At 55.0% G+C, this 18979-nt stretch carries 16 protein-coding genes; 12 read left to right on the top strand and 4 right to left on the bottom strand.

Annotated features, from left to right (window positions below):
* The first annotated feature begins 153 nt into the window (after nucleotides 1–153).
* The 6 genes from pgi to psiE all read left to right on the top strand — a co-directional run bounded on the left by pgi (nucleotide 154) and on the right by psiE (nucleotide 6517).
* Complete coding sequence (gene pgi, locus AC2T6E_RS21745) at nucleotides 154–1803, top strand: glucose-6-phosphate isomerase (RefSeq protein WP_486693226.1); 1650 nt, start codon at nucleotides 154–156, stop codon at nucleotides 1801–1803.
* 366 nt (nucleotides 1804–2169) lie between these two features.
* Entirely contained in the window at nucleotides 2170–2412 is a 243-nt protein-coding gene (gene yjbE, locus AC2T6E_RS21740; RefSeq protein WP_008503423.1) for an exopolysaccharide production protein YjbE, read from the top strand.
* A gap of 63 nt (nucleotides 2413–2475) precedes the next feature.
* On the top strand, nucleotides 2476–3114 hold the full coding sequence (locus tag AC2T6E_RS21735) for a YjbF family lipoprotein (RefSeq protein ID WP_120159796.1): 639 nt from the start codon (nucleotides 2476–2478) through the stop codon (nucleotides 3112–3114).
* Nucleotides 3111–3848: a capsule biosynthesis GfcC family protein gene (locus tag AC2T6E_RS21730; RefSeq protein ID WP_262187248.1), complete on the top strand. Its 738-nt coding sequence runs from the start codon at nucleotides 3111–3113 to the stop codon at nucleotides 3846–3848. Before AC2T6E_RS21735 ends, AC2T6E_RS21730 begins: the two co-directional genes overlap by 4 nt.
* Nucleotides 3848–5944 (top strand): YjbH domain-containing protein, encoded by a 2097-nt coding sequence (locus tag AC2T6E_RS21725; protein WP_148401248.1) that lies wholly within the window; start codon nucleotides 3848–3850, stop codon nucleotides 5942–5944. Before AC2T6E_RS21730 ends, AC2T6E_RS21725 begins: the two co-directional genes overlap by 1 nt.
* A gap of 162 nt (nucleotides 5945–6106) precedes the next feature.
* Nucleotides 6107–6517: a phosphate-starvation-inducible protein PsiE gene (gene psiE, locus AC2T6E_RS21720; RefSeq protein WP_000202963.1), complete on the top strand. Its 411-nt coding sequence runs from the start codon at nucleotides 6107–6109 to the stop codon at nucleotides 6515–6517.
* A gap of 96 nt (nucleotides 6518–6613) precedes the next feature.
* Here the strand turns inward: psiE and malG are convergent, their stop codons facing one another.
* The 3 genes from malG to malE form a co-directional block, all read right to left on the bottom strand.
* Complete coding sequence (malG, locus tag AC2T6E_RS21715) at nucleotides 6614–7504, bottom strand: maltose ABC transporter permease MalG (protein WP_042716434.1); 891 nt, start codon at nucleotides 7502–7504, stop codon at nucleotides 6614–6616.
* Between the two features lie 14 nt (nucleotides 7505–7518).
* Nucleotides 7519–9063 (bottom strand): maltose ABC transporter permease MalF, encoded by a 1545-nt coding sequence (gene malF / locus AC2T6E_RS21710; protein WP_486693221.1) that lies wholly within the window; start codon nucleotides 9061–9063, stop codon nucleotides 7519–7521.
* A gap of 121 nt (nucleotides 9064–9184) precedes the next feature.
* Complete coding sequence (gene malE, locus AC2T6E_RS21705; RefSeq protein ID WP_089598604.1) at nucleotides 9185–10375, bottom strand: maltose/maltodextrin ABC transporter substrate-binding protein MalE; 1191 nt, start codon at nucleotides 10373–10375, stop codon at nucleotides 9185–9187.
* A 372-nt stretch (nucleotides 10376–10747) separates the two neighbouring features.
* Between malE and malK the strand changes: the two genes are divergently transcribed.
* From malK to ubiA, 5 genes are all read left to right on the top strand, one after another.
* The gene (gene malK, locus AC2T6E_RS21700; RefSeq protein ID WP_059312961.1) at nucleotides 10748–11857 is read left to right on the top strand and encodes a maltose/maltodextrin ABC transporter ATP-binding protein MalK; all 1110 of its coding nucleotides are present in this window, start codon (nucleotides 10748–10750) and stop codon (nucleotides 11855–11857) included.
* A 71-nt stretch (nucleotides 11858–11928) separates the two neighbouring features.
* Entirely contained in the window at nucleotides 11929–13272 is a 1344-nt protein-coding gene (locus tag AC2T6E_RS21695) for a maltoporin (RefSeq protein ID WP_120159799.1), read from the top strand.
* A 114-nt stretch (nucleotides 13273–13386) separates the two neighbouring features.
* Nucleotides 13387–14340, top strand: a complete 954-nt coding sequence (gene malM / locus AC2T6E_RS21690) for a maltose operon protein MalM (RefSeq protein ID WP_486693218.1) — start codon at nucleotides 13387–13389, stop codon at nucleotides 14338–14340.
* A gap of 180 nt (nucleotides 14341–14520) precedes the next feature.
* Nucleotides 14521–15018: a chorismate lyase gene (ubiC, locus tag AC2T6E_RS21685; protein ID WP_089598607.1), complete on the top strand. Its 498-nt coding sequence runs from the start codon at nucleotides 14521–14523 to the stop codon at nucleotides 15016–15018.
* A 12-nt stretch (nucleotides 15019–15030) separates the two neighbouring features.
* Nucleotides 15031–15900 carry a 4-hydroxybenzoate octaprenyltransferase gene (gene ubiA / locus AC2T6E_RS21680; RefSeq protein WP_221553175.1) on the top strand — a complete coding sequence of 290 codons (870 nt, stop codon included), beginning with the start codon at nucleotides 15031–15033 and terminating at the stop codon, nucleotides 15898–15900.
* A 92-nt stretch (nucleotides 15901–15992) separates the two neighbouring features.
* On the opposite strand, the gene plsB is transcribed toward ubiA, so the two are convergent.
* The gene (plsB, locus tag AC2T6E_RS21675) at nucleotides 15993–18413 is read right to left on the bottom strand and encodes a glycerol-3-phosphate 1-O-acyltransferase PlsB (RefSeq protein ID WP_089598609.1); all 2421 of its coding nucleotides are present in this window, start codon (nucleotides 18411–18413) and stop codon (nucleotides 15993–15995) included.
* A gap of 154 nt (nucleotides 18414–18567) precedes the next feature.
* Here plsB and AC2T6E_RS21670 point away from each other — a divergent pair, with 154 nt between their 5' ends.
* Nucleotides 18568–18936, top strand: a complete 369-nt coding sequence (locus AC2T6E_RS21670) for a diacylglycerol kinase (RefSeq protein ID WP_014830281.1) — start codon at nucleotides 18568–18570, stop codon at nucleotides 18934–18936.
* Nucleotides 18937–18979 lie beyond the last annotated feature (43 nt).

Here is an 18979-nt window from a genome sequence, read left to right as displayed (position 1 = left end):
CCCCAGGAGGCTCCGCCAGCAGCTATACTTTTCGGGTCTTTTCACCTGCGTTTGATGCAGGCCAGGGCAATGGCATAAAAACCATCACAATTTTTATTTGCAGGCGCTACAATCGACCGCAGTCACAATTCTCAAATCAGAAGAGTATTGCTAATGAAAAACATCAACCCAACGCAGACCGCTGCCTGGCAGGCACTACAGAAACATTTTGATGAAATGAAAGACGTCACCATCGCGGATCTGTTCGCGAAAGATGCCGATCGTTTCAATAAGTTCTCCGCGACCTTCGACGACCTGATGCTGGTGGATTTCTCCAAAAACCGCATTACCGAAGAGACGCTGGCAAAACTGCAGGATCTGGCGAAAGAAACTGAGCTGGCCGACGCCATCAAATCCATGTTCTCCGGTGAGAAGATCAACCGCACCGAAGACCGCGCCGTGCTGCACGTGGCCCTGCGTAACCGTAGCAATACGCCAATCATCGTTGACGGCAAAGACGTCATGCCGGAAGTGAACGCGGTGCTGGAAAAGATGAAAGCCTTCTCTGAAGCGATCATCTCCGGTAGCTGGAAAGGCTACACCGGCAAGGCTATCACCGACGTGGTGAACATCGGTATCGGCGGTTCTGACCTCGGCCCATTCATGGTGACCGAAGCGCTGCGTCCGTACAAAAACCACCTCAACATGCATTTCGTATCTAACGTTGATGGTACCCATATCGCCGAAGTACTGAAGAAAGTGAACCCGGAAACCACCCTGTTCCTGGTCGCGTCCAAAACCTTCACCACCCAGGAAACCATGACCAACGCCCACAGCGCGCGCGACTGGTTCCTGAAAACGGCTGGCGACAACAAACACGTGGCGAAACACTTCGCGGCGCTGTCTACCAACGGTAAAGCGGTGGGCGAGTTCGGTATTGATACCGCGAACATGTTCGAGTTCTGGGACTGGGTTGGGGGCCGCTACTCACTCTGGTCCGCGATTGGTCTGTCCATCATACTGTCCGTGGGCTTCGACAACTTCGTTGAGCTGCTCTCCGGCGCGCACGCGATGGATAAACACTTCTCCACCACCGCGCCTGAGAAAAACCTGCCGGTGCTGCTGGCGCTGATCGGAATCTGGTACAACAACTTCTTCGGCGCTGAAACCGAAGCAATCCTGCCGTACGACCAGTACATGCACCGCTTTGCGGCCTACTTCCAGCAGGGCAACATGGAATCCAACGGTAAATACGTTGACCGTAACGGCAATGCGGTGGATTACCAGACTGGCCCAATCATCTGGGGCGAGCCAGGCACCAACGGCCAGCATGCGTTCTACCAGCTGATTCACCAGGGCACCAAAATGGTACCGTGTGATTTCATCGCGCCGGCTATCACGCATAACGCATTGTCTGACCACCATCCGAAGCTGCTGTCCAACTTCTTCGCGCAGACTGAAGCGCTGGCGTTCGGTAAATCTCGCGAGGTGGTTGAGCAGGAATACCGTGACCAGGGTAAAGATCCGGCAACCCTGGACCACGTTGTGCCGTTCAAGGTATTCGAAGGCAACCGTCCAACCAACTCCATCCTGCTGCGCGAAATCACCCCGTTCAGCCTGGGCGCGCTGATTGCCCTGTACGAGCACAAGATCTTCACTCAGGGCGCTATCCTGAACATCTTCACCTTTGACCAGTGGGGCGTTGAGCTGGGCAAACAGCTGGCAAACCGAATTCTGCCAGAGTTGGGTGACGATAAAGCAATCGACAGCCACGACAGCTCTACAAACGGCCTGATTAACCGTTATAAAGCATGGCGTCCGTAATAAATATGTCATGAAAAATGCCGGCGATATGCCGGCATTTTTTTATCGGATAATTCCTGATGTCTGTTAGTTAACTCAAATTATGGTTCTGAGTTTTATCTGAAAAAGCCCGTTAACCCGTTAATCACTGCGGTTTATTTTAGGAAAATCCGGATAATTAAATTATTAGTGATTAATTATATCTTATTGATTTTTAATCATAATATATTTTATTCATTCGTCTTATGTTTCGTTTTTATCCATTAGTCTGAAAACTCCCTCCCTATTTATCCGTACGGCAATCCCGCTGCTTTAGTTGTGTATACTCGAATCCGCCTGAATTTCTTTTCGGGCAAATCTCCATTCATTCATTGAAGGGAAATTGTTATGAAAAAAGTACTGTATGGCATTTTTGCCATATCTGCGCTTGCGGCGACATCTGTTTATGCAGCTCCGGTTCAGGTCGGGGAAGCTGCAGGGTCGGCTGCGACGTCTGCGTCTGCGGGAAGTTCTACCGCAGCCAGCGCCAGCACCGTAAGTTCAGCCGTGGGTGTCGCGCTGGCGGCAACCGGTGGCGGTGATGGCTCCAATACCGGAACCACGACCACCACGACGACCAGCACCCAGTAATAGCGGGTGTTTTAATCATAACCACACTTCGGTGTGGTTATTTCGCCCCTTCGGAGAAGAGTCGTGAAGCGACCTGCAATCATTATGATTTGCCTGCTGTTGCAGGCGTGCTCAGCCACTACCAAAGGGCTGGGAAATTCCCTGTGGGACAGCCTGTTCGGTACGCCGGGCGTGCATCTGACCGATGACGAACTGCAGAACATGCCGTATGCCAGCCAGTACATGCAGCTAAACGATGGCCCGCAACTGTTTGTGGTGCTCGCTTTCGATGAAAACGGGCAGCAGAAATGGGTGACGCAGGATCAGGCCACCATCGTGACGCAGCATGGTCGTATCGTGAAAACGCTGCTTGGTGGCGACAATCTGCTTGAGGTAAACAACCTCGCCGACGATCCGCTGATCAAACCTAACCAGATTACCGACGGCGCAAGCTGGACGCGCACAATGGGTTGGACCGAACACCAGCAGGTGCGCTACGCCACGGCGCGTTCTACCTTCCGCTGGGACGGCACCGACAGTGTCAACGTCGGTAGCGACGAAACGCAGACTCGCGTGCTGGATGAAGAGGTCACGACCGACCAGGCGACCTGGCATAACCGTTACTGGATAGATGAAGAAGGGCAAATTCGCCAGTCCTTGCAGTATCTCGGTGCCGGTTTCTTCCCGGTGAAAACAACCCTGATCAAGGCGGCGAAATCATGAAAACGCTCATCCACGTTGCGCTTCTCGCCAGTCTTGCCACGCCGCTGGCATGGTCTGCGGGAACCGTGAAAGTCTACACGCCGGACAACGCGCAACCCAAAACCTTAACTAACGCAGAGCATCTGCTCGATCTCGTTGGACAGCCAAGGCTGGCTAACAGCTGGTGGCCGGGGGCGGTTATCAGCGAGCGTCAGGCAACGGTAGTGGCGGAACAAAAACACCATGCCCTGCTGGCTCGCCTGACGGGTTTAGCGGAGCAGGAAGACGGCGATGATGCCGCCGCTATCAACAACGTTCGCCAGCAGCTCCAGGCGCTGAAGGTAACAGGCCGCCAGAAGGTGAACCTTGATCCAGATGAAGTGCGCGTCGCGGAAAAGGGTAACCCCACGCTTGAAGGGGAGTACACGCTCTGGCTGCCAGTGAAGCCGACGACGGTGACCGTGATGGGGCTAATCAGCAGCCCGGGCAAAAAGCCCTTTACCCCCGGTCGCGATGTGGCGAGCTATCTCGATGAACAAAGCCTGCTGAGCGGCGCGGATAACAGCTACGCCTGGATTGTTTACCCCGACGGGCATACGCAAAAAGCACCCGTAGCATACTGGAATAAGCGACATATCGAACCCATGCCCGGCAGCGTGATTTTTGTCGGCTTTGCCGACCATTTCTGGACGAAGGCGTATGACGGGCTTAATGCCGATATCCTTCATTCCCTGACGCAGCGGATACCGGATTAATGAAAAGAACCTATCTCTACAGCATGCTGGCGCTGTGCGTAAGCGCTGCCTGCCATGCGGAAACGTATCCGGCGCCCATTGGGCCGTCGCAATCAGACTTCGGCGGCGTCGGCTTACTGCAAACCCCTACCGCGCGTATGGCGCGCGAGGGGGAGATCAGCCTCAACTACCGCGACAACGACCAGTATCGCTACTACTCCGCCTCCGTACAGTTGTTCCCGTGGCTCGAAACCACGCTGCGCTATACAGACGTGCGAACGAAACAGTACAGCAGCGTCGACGCGTTCTCCGGCGATCAGACCTATAAGGACAAGGCCTTCGACGTCAAGCTGCGACTCTGGGAAGAGAGCTACTGGATGCCGCAGGTTTCCGTAGGCGCGAAAGATATCGGCGGGACCGGCCTGTTTGATGCGGAATACGTCGTGGCCAGCAAAGCCTGGGGGCCGTTTGACTTCTCTCTGGGGCTTGGCTGGGGCTATCTGGGTACCAGCGGTAACGTCAAAAACCCGTTCTGTACCTACAGCGATAAATACTGCTACCGCGATAACAGCTACCAGAAAGCGGGCTCCATCAACGGGGATCAGATGTTTCATGGTCCGGCCTCGTTGTTTGGCGGCGTGGAGTATCAAACGCCCTGGCAGCCATTACGCCTGAAGCTGGAGTATGAAGGGAATGATTACTCGCAGGACTTCGCCGGGAAAATTGAGCAGAAGAGCAAGTTTAACGTCGGCGCCATTTACCGCGTCACCGATTGGGCCGACGTTAACCTCAGCTACGAGCGTGGCAATACTCTGATGTTTGGCTTCACGCTGCGCACCAACTTTAACGATATGCGTCCGCACTATAACGACAATGCGCGGCCTGCGTATCAGCCGGAGCCGCAGGATGCGATCCTCCAGCACTCCGTGGTCGCCAATCAGCTGACGTTACTGAAATACAACGCCGGTCTGGCCGATCCGAAAATTCAAACCAAGGGCGACACGCTGTACGTCACCGGCGAGCAGGTGAAATACCGCGACTCGCGAGAAGGGATCGAGCGCGCCAACCGGATCGTGATGAACGATCTGCCGGAGGGGATCCGCACGATCCGCGTGACGGAAAACCGCCTCAACATGCCGCAGGTGACGACCGAAACGGACGTCGCCAGTCTCAAGCGCCATCTGGAAGGTGAACCGCTCGGGCATGAAACCGAGCTGGTGCAAAAACGCATCGAGCCCGTGGTGCCAGACACCACCGAGCAGGGCTGGTATATCGATAAATCCCGCTTTGATTTCCATATCGACCCGGTGCTGAACCAGTCCGTCGGCGGGCCTGAAAACTTCTATATGTACCAGCTGGGCGTGATGGCGACGGCGGATCTGTGGGTCACCGACCACCTGCTGACCACCGGCAGCCTGTTTGGCAACGTCGCTAACAACTACGACAAGTTCAACTACACCAACCCACCAAACGACTCGAAGCTGCCGCGCGTGCGTACCCGCGTGCGTGAGTATGTGCAGAACAACGCTTACGTGAACAACCTGCAGGCCAACTACTTCCAGTACTTCGGCAACGGCTTCTACGGCCAGGTGTACGGCGGGTATCTGGAAACCATGTTCGGCGGTGCGGGGGCGGAGGTGCTGTACCGTCCTGTTGACAGCAACTGGGCGTTTGGGGTTGATGCCAACTACGTCAAGCAGCGTGACTGGCGCAGCGCGCAGGACATGATGAAGTTCACCGACTACAGCGTCAAAACGGGTCACCTGACCGCCTACTGGACGCCGTCGTTCGCGCAGGACGTGCTGGTGAAAGCCAGCGTCGGCCAGTATCTGGCGGGCGATAAGGGCGGTACGCTGGATATCTCCAAACACTTCGACAGCGGCGTCGTGGTGGGCGGCTATGCCACCATCACCAACGTCTCGCCGGACGAATACGGGGAAGGGGACTTCACCAAAGGGGTCTATGTGTCGATTCCGCTGGATCTGTTCTCGTCAGGACCAACCCGCAGCCGTGCGGCGATTGGCTGGACGCCGCTGACGCGCGACGGCGGCCAGCAGCTTGGACGTAAGTTCCAGCTGTATGACATGACCAGCGATAAGAACGTTAACTTCCGCTAATGCTTCACGCCGGGCGGCACTACGTTTGCCCGGCCTACGGTTTTTGTAGGCCCGGTAAGCGCAGCGCCACCGGGCGAATGCGCCAAACATAAACAAAAAATATAGATCCCCGTCACATTTTTGCGTTATACAGGAACCTCGCCCTGGAGAATGAGGTGCTGTATGACATCCCTGACTCGCCCGCGCGTTGAGTTTATCTCAACGATCCTCCAGACCGTGCTGAACCTCGGTCTGCTGAGCCTTGGCCTGATACTGGTCGTCTTTCTCGGCAAAGAGACGGTGCATCTGGCGGATGTACTGTTCGCCCCTGAACAAACCAGCAAATATGCGCTGGTGGAAGGACTGGTGGTCTACTTTCTCTACTTCGAATTTATCGCCCTGATTGTGAAATACTTTCAGTCCGGCTTTCACTTCCCGCTACGTTATTTTGTCTACATTGGGATCACTGCGATAGTGCGGCTGATCATCGTCGATCATAAATCCCCGCTCGACGTGCTGATCTACTCGGCGGCGATCCTGCTGCTGGTGATCACCCTCTGGCTGTGCAACTCGAAGCGGCTGAAACGCGAATAAAAAAATGGCGGCCCGGAGGCCGCCTAACAACAGTCACAAGTTGGGTCAATACAATACGTCTAAAGTTGAGGGTTGCAGTGGCATAACAAATGAAACTTAACCTTTCACACCGCCCGCCGTCAGGCCATTCACCAGCCAGCGCTGGGCCAGCAGGAACACCACGGTAATCGGGATGGCAGAAAGTACGGCCGCCGCGGCAAAGTCGCCCCACAGGTAGTTTTGCGGGTTGAGGTATTGCTGCATACCGACGGCCAGGGTGTAGCTGTTCACATCACGCAGTAACAGTGAGGCAACCGGTACTTCGGTGATCGCAGCGATAAACGACAGAATAAACACCACCGCCAGAATCGGCACCGACAGCGGCAACAGCACCAGACGGAAGGCCTGCCACGGGGTTGCGCCATCCAGCGCGGCCGCTTCTTCCAGCGAGCCGTCGATGGTTTCGAAATAGCCTTTGATGGTCCACACATGCAGTGCAATACCGCCAAGGTAGGCGAAGATCACGCCGCCGTGGGTGTTCAGACCGATAAACGGCACGTACTGGCCCAGACGGTCAAACAAGGCATATAACGCCACCAGCGACAGTACGGCCGGGAACATCTGGAAAATCAGCATCCCTTTCAGCAGCGTCGCTTTGCCCGGGAAGCGCATGCGGGCGAAGGCGTAAGCGCAGGTCGTGGAGAGCGTCACGATGCCGATCGCGGTGATGGTCGCAACCTTCACCGAGTTCCACAGCCACAGCAGCACCGGGAACGGTGGCGGAGTGACGCGGCCATCCGCGTGTTCAACGCTGAAGCCCAGTGCGAGCTTCCAGTGCTCCCAGGAGATTTCATCCGGGATCAGGCTCCCGGTCGCGAAGTTACCCGAACGCAGGGAGATGGCGATAACCATCAGCAGCGGGAACATGATCGCCGCGATGAAAATCAGCAAGCCTAAGTGCGTCGCGAGGAGGCGCAGCTTCTGTGATTTGGGTTGGACCATAGACATAATCAGTGCCCTCCTTAGTCGAATTTCATACGTGTGGCTTTCAGGTTCACAATCGCCAGTGCGCCTACCAGCAGGAAGATCAGGGTGGCAATCGCTGCCGCCAGGCCGAAGTCCTGACCGCCGCCGCCTTCGAAGGCGATGCGGTAGGTGTAGCTCACGAGCAGGTCGGTATAGCCTGCTGGCGTAGTCGTACCGAGACGGTCTGGACCACCGTTAGTCAACAGCTGAATCAGTACGAAGTTGTTAAAGTTAAAGGCGAAGCTGGCAATCATCAGCGGCGTCAGCGGCTTGATGAGCAGCGGCAGCGTAATTTTGAAGAAGTTCTGGAACGGGCCCGCGCCGTCCATCGCCGAGGCTTCGTACAGGTCGTCCGGGATGGCCTTCAGCAGCCCCATGCACAGAATCATCATGTACGGATAACCCAGCCAGGTATTCACGATGATAATCATCGAGCGGGCGGTGCTCGGGTCGCTGAACCAGGCCGGTTTGATGCCGAACAGGGCGCTCAGCATCATGTTGATTTCACCGAAGCTCTGGTTGAACAGCCCTTTGAAAATCAGAATTGAGATAAACGACGGTACGGCGTACGGCAGAATCAACAGCACGCGGTAAATCGCTTTGCCCTTCAGGGATTCCCACTGGACGAGGCAGGCCAGTATCATGCCGACGGCGACGGTCAGGATCACGGTCAGGACCGAGAAAACGACCGTCCAGACGAAGATGGCGAAGAACGGTTTCTGGATGCCTTCGTCGGTAAACACGCGGGTAAAGTTGTCCCAGCCGATGGTGACGGTATAGCCCGGGCTGAGCTTGTCATCACCCCATTTGCCGTCGGCAGTAATGGACTGATAGAAACCAATGTCGTTATTCGGACGATATTTCACGCCGCTCTGGTTGTTGGTCAGGGTGCCGTCATCCGCAAGTGTATACAGCGGCTGCGTGCCGGAGAACTGGCGCAGCGAGCTCATGGTCACTTTGCTTTCGTCTGGCAGCACGGCGATGATCTGGGTCAGCGCCTGACGGTTTTGCGTAATCACGCGCAGATTGGCACGTTCACCTTCCGGCAGGGCCGCAGCCTCTTTTAAGGCCAGCTTTTGCTCGCCACCAAATTTGAACGCGTCGGAAATATAGTTTTTGCCGCTCTCTCCGTCAGTGAGTGCTAACTTCCACTCGTCACCCGCAGGATACAGGCCGAAGTTGAAGGTTTTACCCGCCTGATAAGAGCGATCCAGAAGCACCTGCGTTGCGCGTTCTTGCGCGAGCTGGTTAGTGCTGCTGTAGTTGGTGAACGCAATGGCGATGGTACAGATCAGCGGGAAGAGAACAAACAGCCCCATTCCGGCCACGCCAGGGTAGACATAGCGCCAGGCGTAGGCTTTACGGTTGGCGAAAATATACAGGCCAGCAGAGCTTAAAATCAGCGTCATGATGGCAAACAGATATTCCCCTTGTACGTACATTAAAACAACAAGGTAACCCACCAGCAGGCACAGCAGACCTATCACTGACCACTTCAGCGCGTCGCTTTGCCACCAGTGTTTCTTTTTAATGACATCCATGGGGTTCTTCCTCTACAACGGTGGAAACTTATCGTCAGGTGGCGCTGCGCTTACCTGACCTACGGATCGTGCCGTAGTCGTAGGGCGGGTAAGCGCACGCGCCACCCGCCGTTTTTCAGACTTACTTAGTAATACGGCCCTGTGCATCTTTCAGCGCGGCATCAACGGTCTGGCGACCGCTTGCAGCGTTGATCACCGCAGTACGGGTGGCGTACCAGAACGCGGCCATCTGTGGGATGTTCGGCATGATTTCGCCTTTCTGGGCGTTATCCATGGTGGCCGCGATGCGTGGATCTTTCGCAAGCTGATCCTGGAAGGATTTCAGCGCAACGGCACCCAGCGGTTTGTCCTTGTTCACTTCATCCAGACCCTGATCGGTCAGCAGGTAGTTTTCCAGGAACTCTTTCGCCAGCTCTTTGTTCGGGCTAGCGGCGTTGATGCCTGCGCTCAGCACGCCCACGAACGGTTTAGACGGCTTGCCGTTGAAGGTTGGCAGCAGCGTCACGCCGTAGTTGATTTTGCTCTTGTCAATGTTGGTCCAGGCCCACGGACCGTTGATGGTCATCGCGGTTTCGCCTTTGTTGAACGCCGCTTCCGCGATGGAGTAGTCAGTATCTGCGTTCATGTGTTTGTTCTTGATGAGGTCAACCAGGAAGGTCAGACCCGCTTTCGCGCCCGCGTTGTCCACGCCCACGTCTTTCACGTCATATTTGCCGTTTTCAAACTTGAACGCGTAACCGCCGTCGGCAGCAATAAGCGGCCAGGTGAAGTACGGCTCTTGCAGGTTGAACATCAGGGCGGATTTACCTTTCGCCTTCAGCTCTTTATCCAGGGCAGGGATCTCTTCCCAGGTCTTCGGCGGGTTTGGTACCAGGTCTTTGTTGTAAATCAGAGACAGCGCTTCAACCGCGATTGGGTAAGCGATCAGCTTGCCGTTATAGCGAACGGCGTCCCAGGTGAACGGGAACAGCTTGTCCTGGAAGGCTTTATCTGGGGTCACTTCAGCCAGCAGACCAGACTGTGCGTAACCACCGAAACGGTCATGCGCCCAGAAGATGATGTCCGGGCCATCGCCGGTCGCCGCAACCTGCGGGAATTTCTCTTCCAGTTTGTCCGGATGTTCGATAGTGACTTTGATGCCCGTATCTTTTTCGAATTTCTTACCCACTTCGGCCAGGCCGTTATAGCCTTTATCGCCGTTAATCCAGATAACCAGCTTACCTTCTTCAATTTTGGCGAGAGCCGGTGCGGAAATCATCATTGCTGCCAGGGCGGACAATGCGAAAACGCGTGCGCCAGTCTTGATCTTCATATCTGCCATCCTTTTTTGGTGATGTGCTCGTGGATACACTGAGGTGGTTCAACGTGACTCAGTCTCCTTATTTGACATCCTCTTTCCATCCTCCCAGCCCCTACGCCCCACCCCCCGTTTGTGTGATCCCGGTTGCATAAATTTAAGTTATGAGTGCTGGCGCACATAAAAACCCACCGAATTTTGCAGGTGGCTTCACGAATTTTGCCTCAGCCCCCCAGCCGCGGTCGCAGAGCCTGCTCTCTCATCCTCCCGCCTCCTCCCCCATAAAAAAGCCGGGGGGTGGAGGATTCACGAAAGTAATGGATACCCCATAGTGAACTTATCTTGAATGTTTCTGTCGGTGACAGGTTGTAACGAAGGGAGAAGGGCATGGCGAGCGTACAGCTGCGTAATGTAACGAAAGCCTGGGGCGACGTAGTGGTGTCGAAAGACATCAATCTGGACATCAACGAAGGTGAGTTCGTGGTGTTTGTTGGCCCATCAGGCTGTGGTAAATCTACTCTGCTGCGTATGATTGCCGGTCTTGAAACCATCACCAGCGGCGATCTGCTGATCGGTGATACCCGAATGAACGACATCCCACCTGCTGAACGTGGCGTCGGTATGGTGTTCCAGTCTTATGCACTCTATCCCCATCTTTCCGTTGCGGAAAACATGTCCTTTGGCCTGAAGCTGGCTGGCGCGAAAAAAGAGGTCATTAACCAGCGCGTGACGCAGGTAGCGGAAGTGCTGCAGCTGGCTCACCTGCTGGAGCGTAAGCCAAAAGCGCTTTCCGGCGGTCAGCGTCAGCGTGTGGCAATCGGCCGTACGCTGGTGGCAGAGCCGCGCGTGTTCCTGCTCGATGAACCTCTCTCAAACCTGGATGCCGCCCTGCGCGTCCAGATGCGTATCGAAATCTCCCGTCTGCACAAGCGTCTTGGCCGCACGATGATTTACGTCACCCACGATCAGGTCGAAGCGATGACCCTGGCGGACAAAATCGTGGTGCTGGATGCTGGCCGCGTGGCGCAGGTGGGTAAACCGCTGGAGCTGTACCACTACCCGGCAGACCGCTTTGTTGCGGGCTTCATTGGCTCGCCAAAGATGAATTTCCTGCCCGTCAAAGTGACCGCGACAGCCATTGAACAGGTACAGGTGGAGCTGCCAAACCGTCAGCAGGTCTGGCTGCCGGTCGACAGCGCCAACGTACAGGTCGGGGCAAACATGTCCCTGGGTATCCGCCCTGAGCATTTACTGCCGAGCCACATCGCCGATGTGACGCTGGAAGGTGACGTTCAGGTCGTCGAACAGCTTGGTCACGAAACACAGATTCATATCCAGATCCCCGCCATCCGTCAGAACCTGGTCTACCGCCAGAATGACGTGGTGTTGGTAGAAGAGGGTGCCAAATTCGCTATCGGCTTGCCGCCAGAGCGTTGTCATCTGTTCCGTGAGGATGGCACTGCATGTCGTCGGTTGCATAAAGAGCCAGGCGTTTAAGCATTCCCAAAAGAAGACACGAAACCGACAGGTGAAGTGTTCAAAGAAAAGCAATGATCTCAGGAGATAGAATGATGATTACTCTGCGCAAACTTCCTCTGGCAGTTGCCGTCGCAGCGGGCGTAATGTCTGCTCAGGCACTGGCTGTGGATTTCCATGGTTATGCTCGTTCCGGTATCGGCTGGACGGGTAGTGGCGGTGAACAACAATGTTTCCAGGCAACAGGTGCACAAAGTAAATACCGTCTCGGTAACGAATGTGAAACCTACGCCGAACTGAAACTGGGCCAGGAAGTGTGGAAAGAAGGCGATAAGAGCTTCTATTTCGACACTAACGTAGCGTATTCCGTTGCACAGCAGAACGACTGGGAAGGTACCGATCCGGCGTTCCGCGAAGCTAACGTGCAGGGTAAAAACCTGATTGAATGGCTGCCAGGCTCCACCATCTGGGCCGGTAAGCGTTTCTATCAGCGTCATGACGTTCACATGATCGACTTCTACTACTGGGATATATCTGGTCCTGGTGCGGGTCTGGAAAACATCGATGTCGGTTTTGGTAAGCTCTCTCTGGCAGCAACCCGTTCTTCCGAAGCGGGTGGTTCATCCTCTTTCGCCAGCAACAGTATTTATGATTACACCACTCGTACAGCGAACGATGTCTTTGACGTGCGCTTAGCACAGATGGAAATCAACCCAGGCGGCACTCTGGAACTGGGTGTTGATTATGGTCGTGCTAACCCGCGTGATGATTATCGTCTGGTTGATGGTGCTTCAAAAGATGGTTGGATGTTCACCGCTGAACACACCCAGAGCATGCTGAAGGGCTATAACAAGTTTGTGGTTCAGTATGCTACTGACTCAATGACGTCTCAGGGTAAAGGCTTGTCTCAAGGTTCTGGTGTAGGCATCGATTCTAACTCGGGTTACGCCTACGACATTAACAACAACGGTAGCCTGCTGCGTATTCTCGACCACGGTGCAATATCTCTGGGCGATCGCTGGGACCTGATGTACGTCGGTATGTACCAGGACATCGACTGGGATAACAACAACGGGACCAAGTGGTGGACCGTAGGTGTACGTCCGATGTTCAAATGGACGCCTATCATGAGCACCTTGCTGGAAGTGGGTTACGACAACGTGAAATCGCAAAGCGCTGACGAAACCAACAACCAGTACAAAATCACCCTGGCGCAACAGTGGCAGGCAGGCGATAGCATCTGGTCTCGCCCGGCTATCCGTGTGTTCGCAACCTACGCCAAGTGGGATGAGAAGTGGGGTTATGATTACAGCGGTAACCCATCTAACAACGCTAACTACGGTAAAGCGTTCAAAGATGGTTTCAATGGAAGCTCCTTCGGTCGTGGCGACAACGACGAGTGGTCCTTCGGCGCCCAGATGGAAATCTGGTGGTAATCCCTTCTTAATCTGACGTAATGACCAAACTGAGGGGCGAAAGCCCCTCAATCCTTCAGGACGGCGCGCTATTGCCTGGCTACCGCTGAGCCTGTGCTTGATGAGGTGATAACAATGAAAATGAACAAAACTCTCCTTGCCCTTTGCTTATCCGCAGGGCTGCTGGCGAGCGCGCCTGCAGTTACGCTCGCGAATGTCAATTTCGTCCCCCAGAATACGACATCCGCTCCGTCCATCCCAACGGCGGCATTACAACAACTGACCTGGACTCCGGTGGATCAGTCCAAAACGCAGACGACCCAGCTTTCAACGGGTGGACAGCATCTGAATGTGGCGGGTATTACAGGCCCGGTTGCAGCTTATAGCGTTCCGGCTAACATTGGGGAACTGGCAATTACGCTAACCAGCGAAGTGAACAAACAAACGAGTGTATTTGCGCCGAATGTGCTGATTCTTGATCAGAATATGACGCCATCTGCATTTTTCCCGAGTGAATATTTCTCTTATCAGGAACCGGGTATAATGAGCGCTGACCGTCTGGAAGGGGTGATGCGCATTACACCTGCACTGGGTCAGCAAAAACTTTATGTACTGGTCTTCACCACTGAGCAAGATCTTCAGAAAACCACGACATTGCTTGATCCTGCCAAGGCCTATGCGAAAGGTACCGGCAATGCAATCCCTGATATTCCTGATCCTATTGCGCGTCATGTCACCGATGGAACATTAAAACTGAAAGTGAAAACGAATAGCGGTTCCAGCGTACTGGTTGGCCCACTGTTTGGTTCTTCCAGTAACGGCCCTGTGACGGTAGGAAACACCGCAGCACCAGTCTATGCCGCGCCTGCTGCTGCCGCGCCTGTGGCTGCATCGGCCCCTGCTCCAGCACCAACGAAGCCATCTGAGCCGGTACTGAACGACACCGAAGCGTACTTCAACAATGCCATTAAGCAGGCAGTGAAGCGCGGCGATGTCGACAAAGCGCTGAAGCTGCTTGATGAAGCCGAACGTTTAGGTTCAACCACTGCCCGTTCCACCTTTATCAGCAGTGTAAAAGGCAAGGGGTAACCGTCTCCCCGCAGTGCTGATTTGTTAGTAGTTTAGTGCGCCTGAGTGGGCGCACTTTTTTTGGTTCTCTTCGCGCTGTTGCGCCATTGTTGCGATAGTGATCGCTAAATAACGTTTGACCGCCCTCAATCCGCGTTTCTGCGATACAATGCCATTACGTTATGTATCGGAGAGTCTGGCATGTCACACCCCGCGCTAACGCAACTGCGTGCGCTGCGCTATTTCGACCAAATACCTGCGCTTGACCCGGAGCAACTGGACTGGTTGCTGCTGGAAGATTCCATGACGAAACGTTTTGAGCAACAGGGCAAAACGGTCACGGTGACGATGATTCAGGAAGGATTTGTCTCTGCCGATGACATCGCCAGCGAGTTGCCGCTGCTGCCAAAAGAAGATCGCTACTGGCTGCGTGAAATTTTACTCTGTGCTGACGGCGAGCCGTGGCTTGCCGGGCGAACAGTGGTGCCTGAGTCTACCCTTTCCGGGCCAGAACTTGCCCTGCAACGATTGGGGAAAACGCCGCTGGGGAGGTATCTTTTCACCTCGTCTGAACTTACCCGAGATTTTATTGAGATTGGTCGTGATGCCGACCTGTGGGGGCGTCGTTCCCGCCTGCGTCTGAGTGGTAAACCGTTAATACTGACAGAGCTTTTTTTACCGGCATCGCCGTTGTACTGAGAGGAAGACAAAATGGAGTGGAGCCTGACGCAAAACAAGCTGCTGGCCTATCACCGCTTAATGCGAACGGATAAACCGATTGGCGCATTGCTGCTGCTGTGGCCAACGTTATGGGCGCTGTGGGTGGCGACGCCGGGCGTGCCGCCGCTGTGGATCCTGGCGGTGTTTGTTGCCGGTGTCTGGCTGATGCGTGCTGCAGGCTGTGTAGTAAATGACTACGCAGACCGGAAATTTGACGGACATGTAAAGCGAACGGCTAATCGTCCGTTGCCCAGCGGCCAGGTGACGGAAAAAGAGGCGCGCACGCTGTTTGTGGTGCTGGTGCTGCTCTCCTTCCTGCTGGTGCTAACGCTTAACACCATGACGATCCTGCTGTCTGTCGCCGCGCTGGCGCTGGCCTGGGTCTACCCGTTTATGAAGCGCTACACCCATCTGCCGCAGGTGGTGCTGGGCGCGGCATTTGGCTGGTCGATTCCGATGGCGTTTGCCGCGGTTAGCGAATCTGTCCCGCTCAGCTGCTGGCTGATGTTCCTGGCGAATATTCTTTGGGCAGTGGCGTACGATACGCAGTACGCGATGGTCGACCGCGATGACGATCTCAAGATTGGCATCAAGTCGACGGCGATCCTGTTTGGCCGTCAGGACAAACTGATTATCGGCATTTTGCAGGTGGCGGTGCTGGCGCTGATGGTGGCGATTGGTCGCCTGAACGGGCTGAACTGGGAATTTTACTGGTCCGTGCTGGTGGCGGGACTGCTGTTCGCGTATCAGCAGAAGCTGATTGCGAAGCGCGAGCGTGAAGCCTGCTTCAAAGCATTTTTAAATAATAACTACGTCGGTCTGGTGCTGTTTTTAGGGCTGGCGATGAGTTACTTTGGCTAAAAAGAAGCCCGGTGGCGCTAGCGCTTACCGGGCCTACATGTCATGCAGGATCGTAGGCCGGGTAAGCGCTAGCGCCACCCGGCTTTTTTACATCACTCGTCCTGCGTCGCGCTCTCAATCGTCAAACGCACGTCCGAGGTAATCAGCTCGGCCAGCATCTGGTAAATCTTGAGCGTCTCTTCCGGTTCAGCATCGCCCGTATCGCTGATAAACCCTTCATCACGCAGCGTCAGCACCAGTGAGCTGAATACCGCTTTGTCGAAGAACTCCGGTGCGTTAATGCCGTGTAGAACAGACAGGCGCTGTGCCAGCGTCCGGCTCTCTTTTTCCAGCGTACCGCGGTTGATCGACGGGTTCGCGCTGAGCAGCCAGAAGGTGATGGCGTAGCGCTGCAGCGTTTCACGCGCACCGGCGGCCAGCAGCTGCAGGGTGCGGGAACGCGACGGGTTGATATGCAGCTCGTCATTAGTCAGGGTAATTAGCCCCTGACGGCGCATCTCTTCCGTCATTTTATCCAGCTCTACCGCCAGCTCATCTTTACTCCAGCGCAGGAACAGCTCCGCTTTCAGCATCGGGTAGATGGCTTCAAGATGGCGCAACAGTTCCTGACGCGAAATGCGGCGATGCTGGGTAATAATGGCCGCCATCAGCGACGGCAACATCAGCATATGCGTGATGTTGTTGCGGTAGTACGTCATCAGCACGGCCTGCTCGCGCGGCAGGATGATGATGTCACCGATGGTGTCTTTCTCGACTTCGAACTTGTTCATCTGCAGCGCGTGGTCGATAAGCTCGCTCGCGGTAGCAGAAGGCACAGTCGAATCAACCGAGTACGGCACGTTGCGCATAATGTTCAGGTAGCAATCAAGCTGCTCGGTCAACTGTTCACGGGTCAGTGAACGCTGGCGAGAGGCCAGAAGCGCGGTACAGCACAGGTTCATGGCGTTCGCCGCACCTGCGTTGTTGATGCGCACCATCAGCTCCGCAGCAATACCGTTCACCGTAGGCGTCAGCCACGCCGGACGTACCGCTTCGATAGGGTCGATAGACTCGCGCCACTCCGGAACATGGTTGTTCAGATACGTCATCAGCGGCATCGGTTCGCCAAAGTTCACGTAGCCCTGGCCAAGATTGCGCAGCTTGCTCAGGCCGCGCAGCATCTGCGGCAGGCTCTCTTTCTCTTTGGTCGCACCGCGCAGCTCTTTGGCGTAAGTGCCCACTTCCATGACGTGTTCATAGCCAATGTAGATTGGCACCAGCGTGATCGGACGCGTGCCGCCGCGCAGCATGGCCTGGATGGTCATCGACAGCGTGCCGGTTTTCGGATCGAGCAGACGACCGGTACGGGAACGACCGCCTTCCACGAAGTATTCGACGGAATAGCCGCGGCTGAACAGCTCGCCGAGATATTCACGGAATACGGTGGAATAGAGCTTATTACCCTTAAAGGTACGGCGAATAAAGAACGCACCCAGACGGCGGAAGATCGGGCCTGCTGGCCAGAAATTCAGGTTGATACCCGCCGCAATGTGCGGTGGCACCAGCCCCTGGTGATACAACACATAGGAGAGCAGCAGGTAGTCCATGTGGCTGCGGTGGCAGGGCACATAAACAATTTCATGACCGTCATGGGCCAGCTGGCGAACGCGCTCGGCGTTGTGGACGTTAATGCCCTGATAGAGACGGTTCCAGGTGAAACTCAGGATACGGTCAGAGAGACGAATCATCTCATAGGAGAAGTTCGCCGCGATCTCTTCCATCAGTGCAATGGCATTTTGCTGTGCTTTCTCGTGGGAAATCTTCTTGCTGCGCGCTTCGTCTTCAACTGCGCGGGCAATCGCTTTGGAGGCCAGCAGCTTGTTGAACAGATCCTGACGCGCCGGGAGACGAGGCCCAACGGCAGCCAGACGCTGGCGTGCGAAGTGCATACGCGCCACGCGCGCCAGTTTTTGTGCGATGATCTTGTCGGTGCCGTGCTCGTCTGCCATACGGCGCAGCGAAACGGAAGGGGAGAAGCGTACAAAGCTGTCGCGTCCCAGCCAGGAGACCGCGAAGAACTTCTGGATGCCGTTGAGCATACGCAGCGGCGGATTCTCTTCACCTTTTTCGCGGCCCGGACGGCGACCAAACATCACTGAGACCGGCACCATCTGCACATCCAGATCGGGATTGCTGCGGTGTAGGTCGAGATAGTCATGGAACAGCTTGATGGACTCTTCTTTCGGCGTGTAATAGGTAAACACGCGCGGCCCGCCGTGAATAAACACGTAGCGCGGCAGCAGAGTGCCATCAACTTCAAGCGGTTCAAGTGGGTCAGGTAAATCATGCGCCAGACATTGGGCGCGAAGCGTCAGCAGGTCTGCCTTCGAGTTATAAGGCAAAACGTACATAATAGGGCGCGACGTATCGAGCCCTAATTCCAGCGCAGGTTCTGCTGGGATAGACTTACTTTTTACCAGGACGCTTAATGGTAAATTAAGTAATTTGTAGTAAATTCGTGGCCAGCCGGACATAAACGATGTAAAGCCTCTGGTTAATAATGCAATTGCGGCGCAAGGATAACAGAAAGCGCGCAAAATTTCTGTTGTTACCCGTCATACTTCAGGCTACAGCGAAACGCGCTGCTGCCAGAGTTACTGACGCTATTTACAATAAAAGGTTCTATTAATGGCCAATAATACCACTGGGTTAACTCGAATCATCAAAGCTGCCGGCTATTCATGGAAAGGTTTCCGTGCCGCATGGGTCAATGAAGCCGCGTTTCGCCAGGAGGGCGTTGCCGCTATCGTCGCGGTTATCATCGCCTGTTTCCTTGATGTTGATGCTATTACCCGCGTGCTTCTCATCGGCTCTGTTCTTTTGGTGATGATAGTGGAAATTCTCAATAGCGCTATTGAGGCGGTTGTGGACCGTATCGGTTCAGATTTCCACGAACTTTCTGGCCGTGCGAAAGACATGGGGTCTGCCGCTGTGCTGTTGGCGATTATCACGGCAGCGATTACCTGGGTCACGTTGCTTTGGTCACATTTCCGATGAGCCTCGAGGAATAATTAAGTCCCTGGTTTTTTGTGCAGTTTTT

The organism is Enterobacter sp. B79-1 (assembly GCF_057444735.1).
Note: the sequence above shows the minus strand (reverse complement) of the source record. Positions and strands in the feature narration are given on the sequence as shown.

Excerpts from the sequence above, each read along its gene's own strand:
- pgi (WP_486693226.1), top strand. The coding sequence starts at position 154 with ATGAAAAACATCAACCCAACGCAGACCGCTGCCTGGCAGGCACTACAG.
- yjbE (WP_008503423.1), top strand. The coding sequence starts at position 2,170 with ATGAAAAAAGTACTGTATGGCATTTTTGCCATATCTGCGCTTGCGGCG.
- AC2T6E_RS21730 (WP_262187248.1), top strand. The coding sequence starts at position 3,111 with ATGAAAACGCTCATCCACGTTGCGCTTCTCGCCAGTCTTGCCACGCCG.
- AC2T6E_RS21725 (WP_148401248.1), top strand. The coding sequence starts at position 3,848 with ATGAAAAGAACCTATCTCTACAGCATGCTGGCGCTGTGCGTAAGCGCT.
- psiE (WP_000202963.1), top strand. The coding sequence starts at position 6,107 with ATGACATCCCTGACTCGCCCGCGCGTTGAGTTTATCTCAACGATCCTC.
- malG (WP_042716434.1), bottom strand. The coding sequence starts at position 7,504 with ATGTCTATGGTCCAACCCAAATCACAGAAGCTGCGCCTCCTCGCGACG.
- malF (WP_486693221.1), bottom strand. The coding sequence starts at position 9,063 with ATGGATGTCATTAAAAAGAAACACTGGTGGCAAAGCGACGCGCTGAAG.
- malE (WP_089598604.1), bottom strand. The coding sequence starts at position 10,375 with ATGAAGATCAAGACTGGCGCACGCGTTTTCGCATTGTCCGCCCTGGCA.
- malK (WP_059312961.1), top strand. The coding sequence starts at position 10,748 with ATGGCGAGCGTACAGCTGCGTAATGTAACGAAAGCCTGGGGCGACGTA.
- AC2T6E_RS21695 (WP_120159799.1), top strand. The coding sequence starts at position 11,929 with ATGATGATTACTCTGCGCAAACTTCCTCTGGCAGTTGCCGTCGCAGCG.
- malM (WP_486693218.1), top strand. The coding sequence starts at position 13,387 with ATGAAAATGAACAAAACTCTCCTTGCCCTTTGCTTATCCGCAGGGCTG.
- ubiC (WP_089598607.1), top strand. The coding sequence starts at position 14,521 with ATGTCACACCCCGCGCTAACGCAACTGCGTGCGCTGCGCTATTTCGAC.
- ubiA (WP_221553175.1), top strand. The coding sequence starts at position 15,031 with ATGGAGTGGAGCCTGACGCAAAACAAGCTGCTGGCCTATCACCGCTTA.
- plsB (WP_089598609.1), bottom strand. The coding sequence starts at position 18,413 with ATGTCCGGCTGGCCACGAATTTACTACAAATTACTTAATTTACCATTA.
- AC2T6E_RS21670 (WP_014830281.1), top strand. The coding sequence starts at position 18,568 with ATGGCCAATAATACCACTGGGTTAACTCGAATCATCAAAGCTGCCGGC.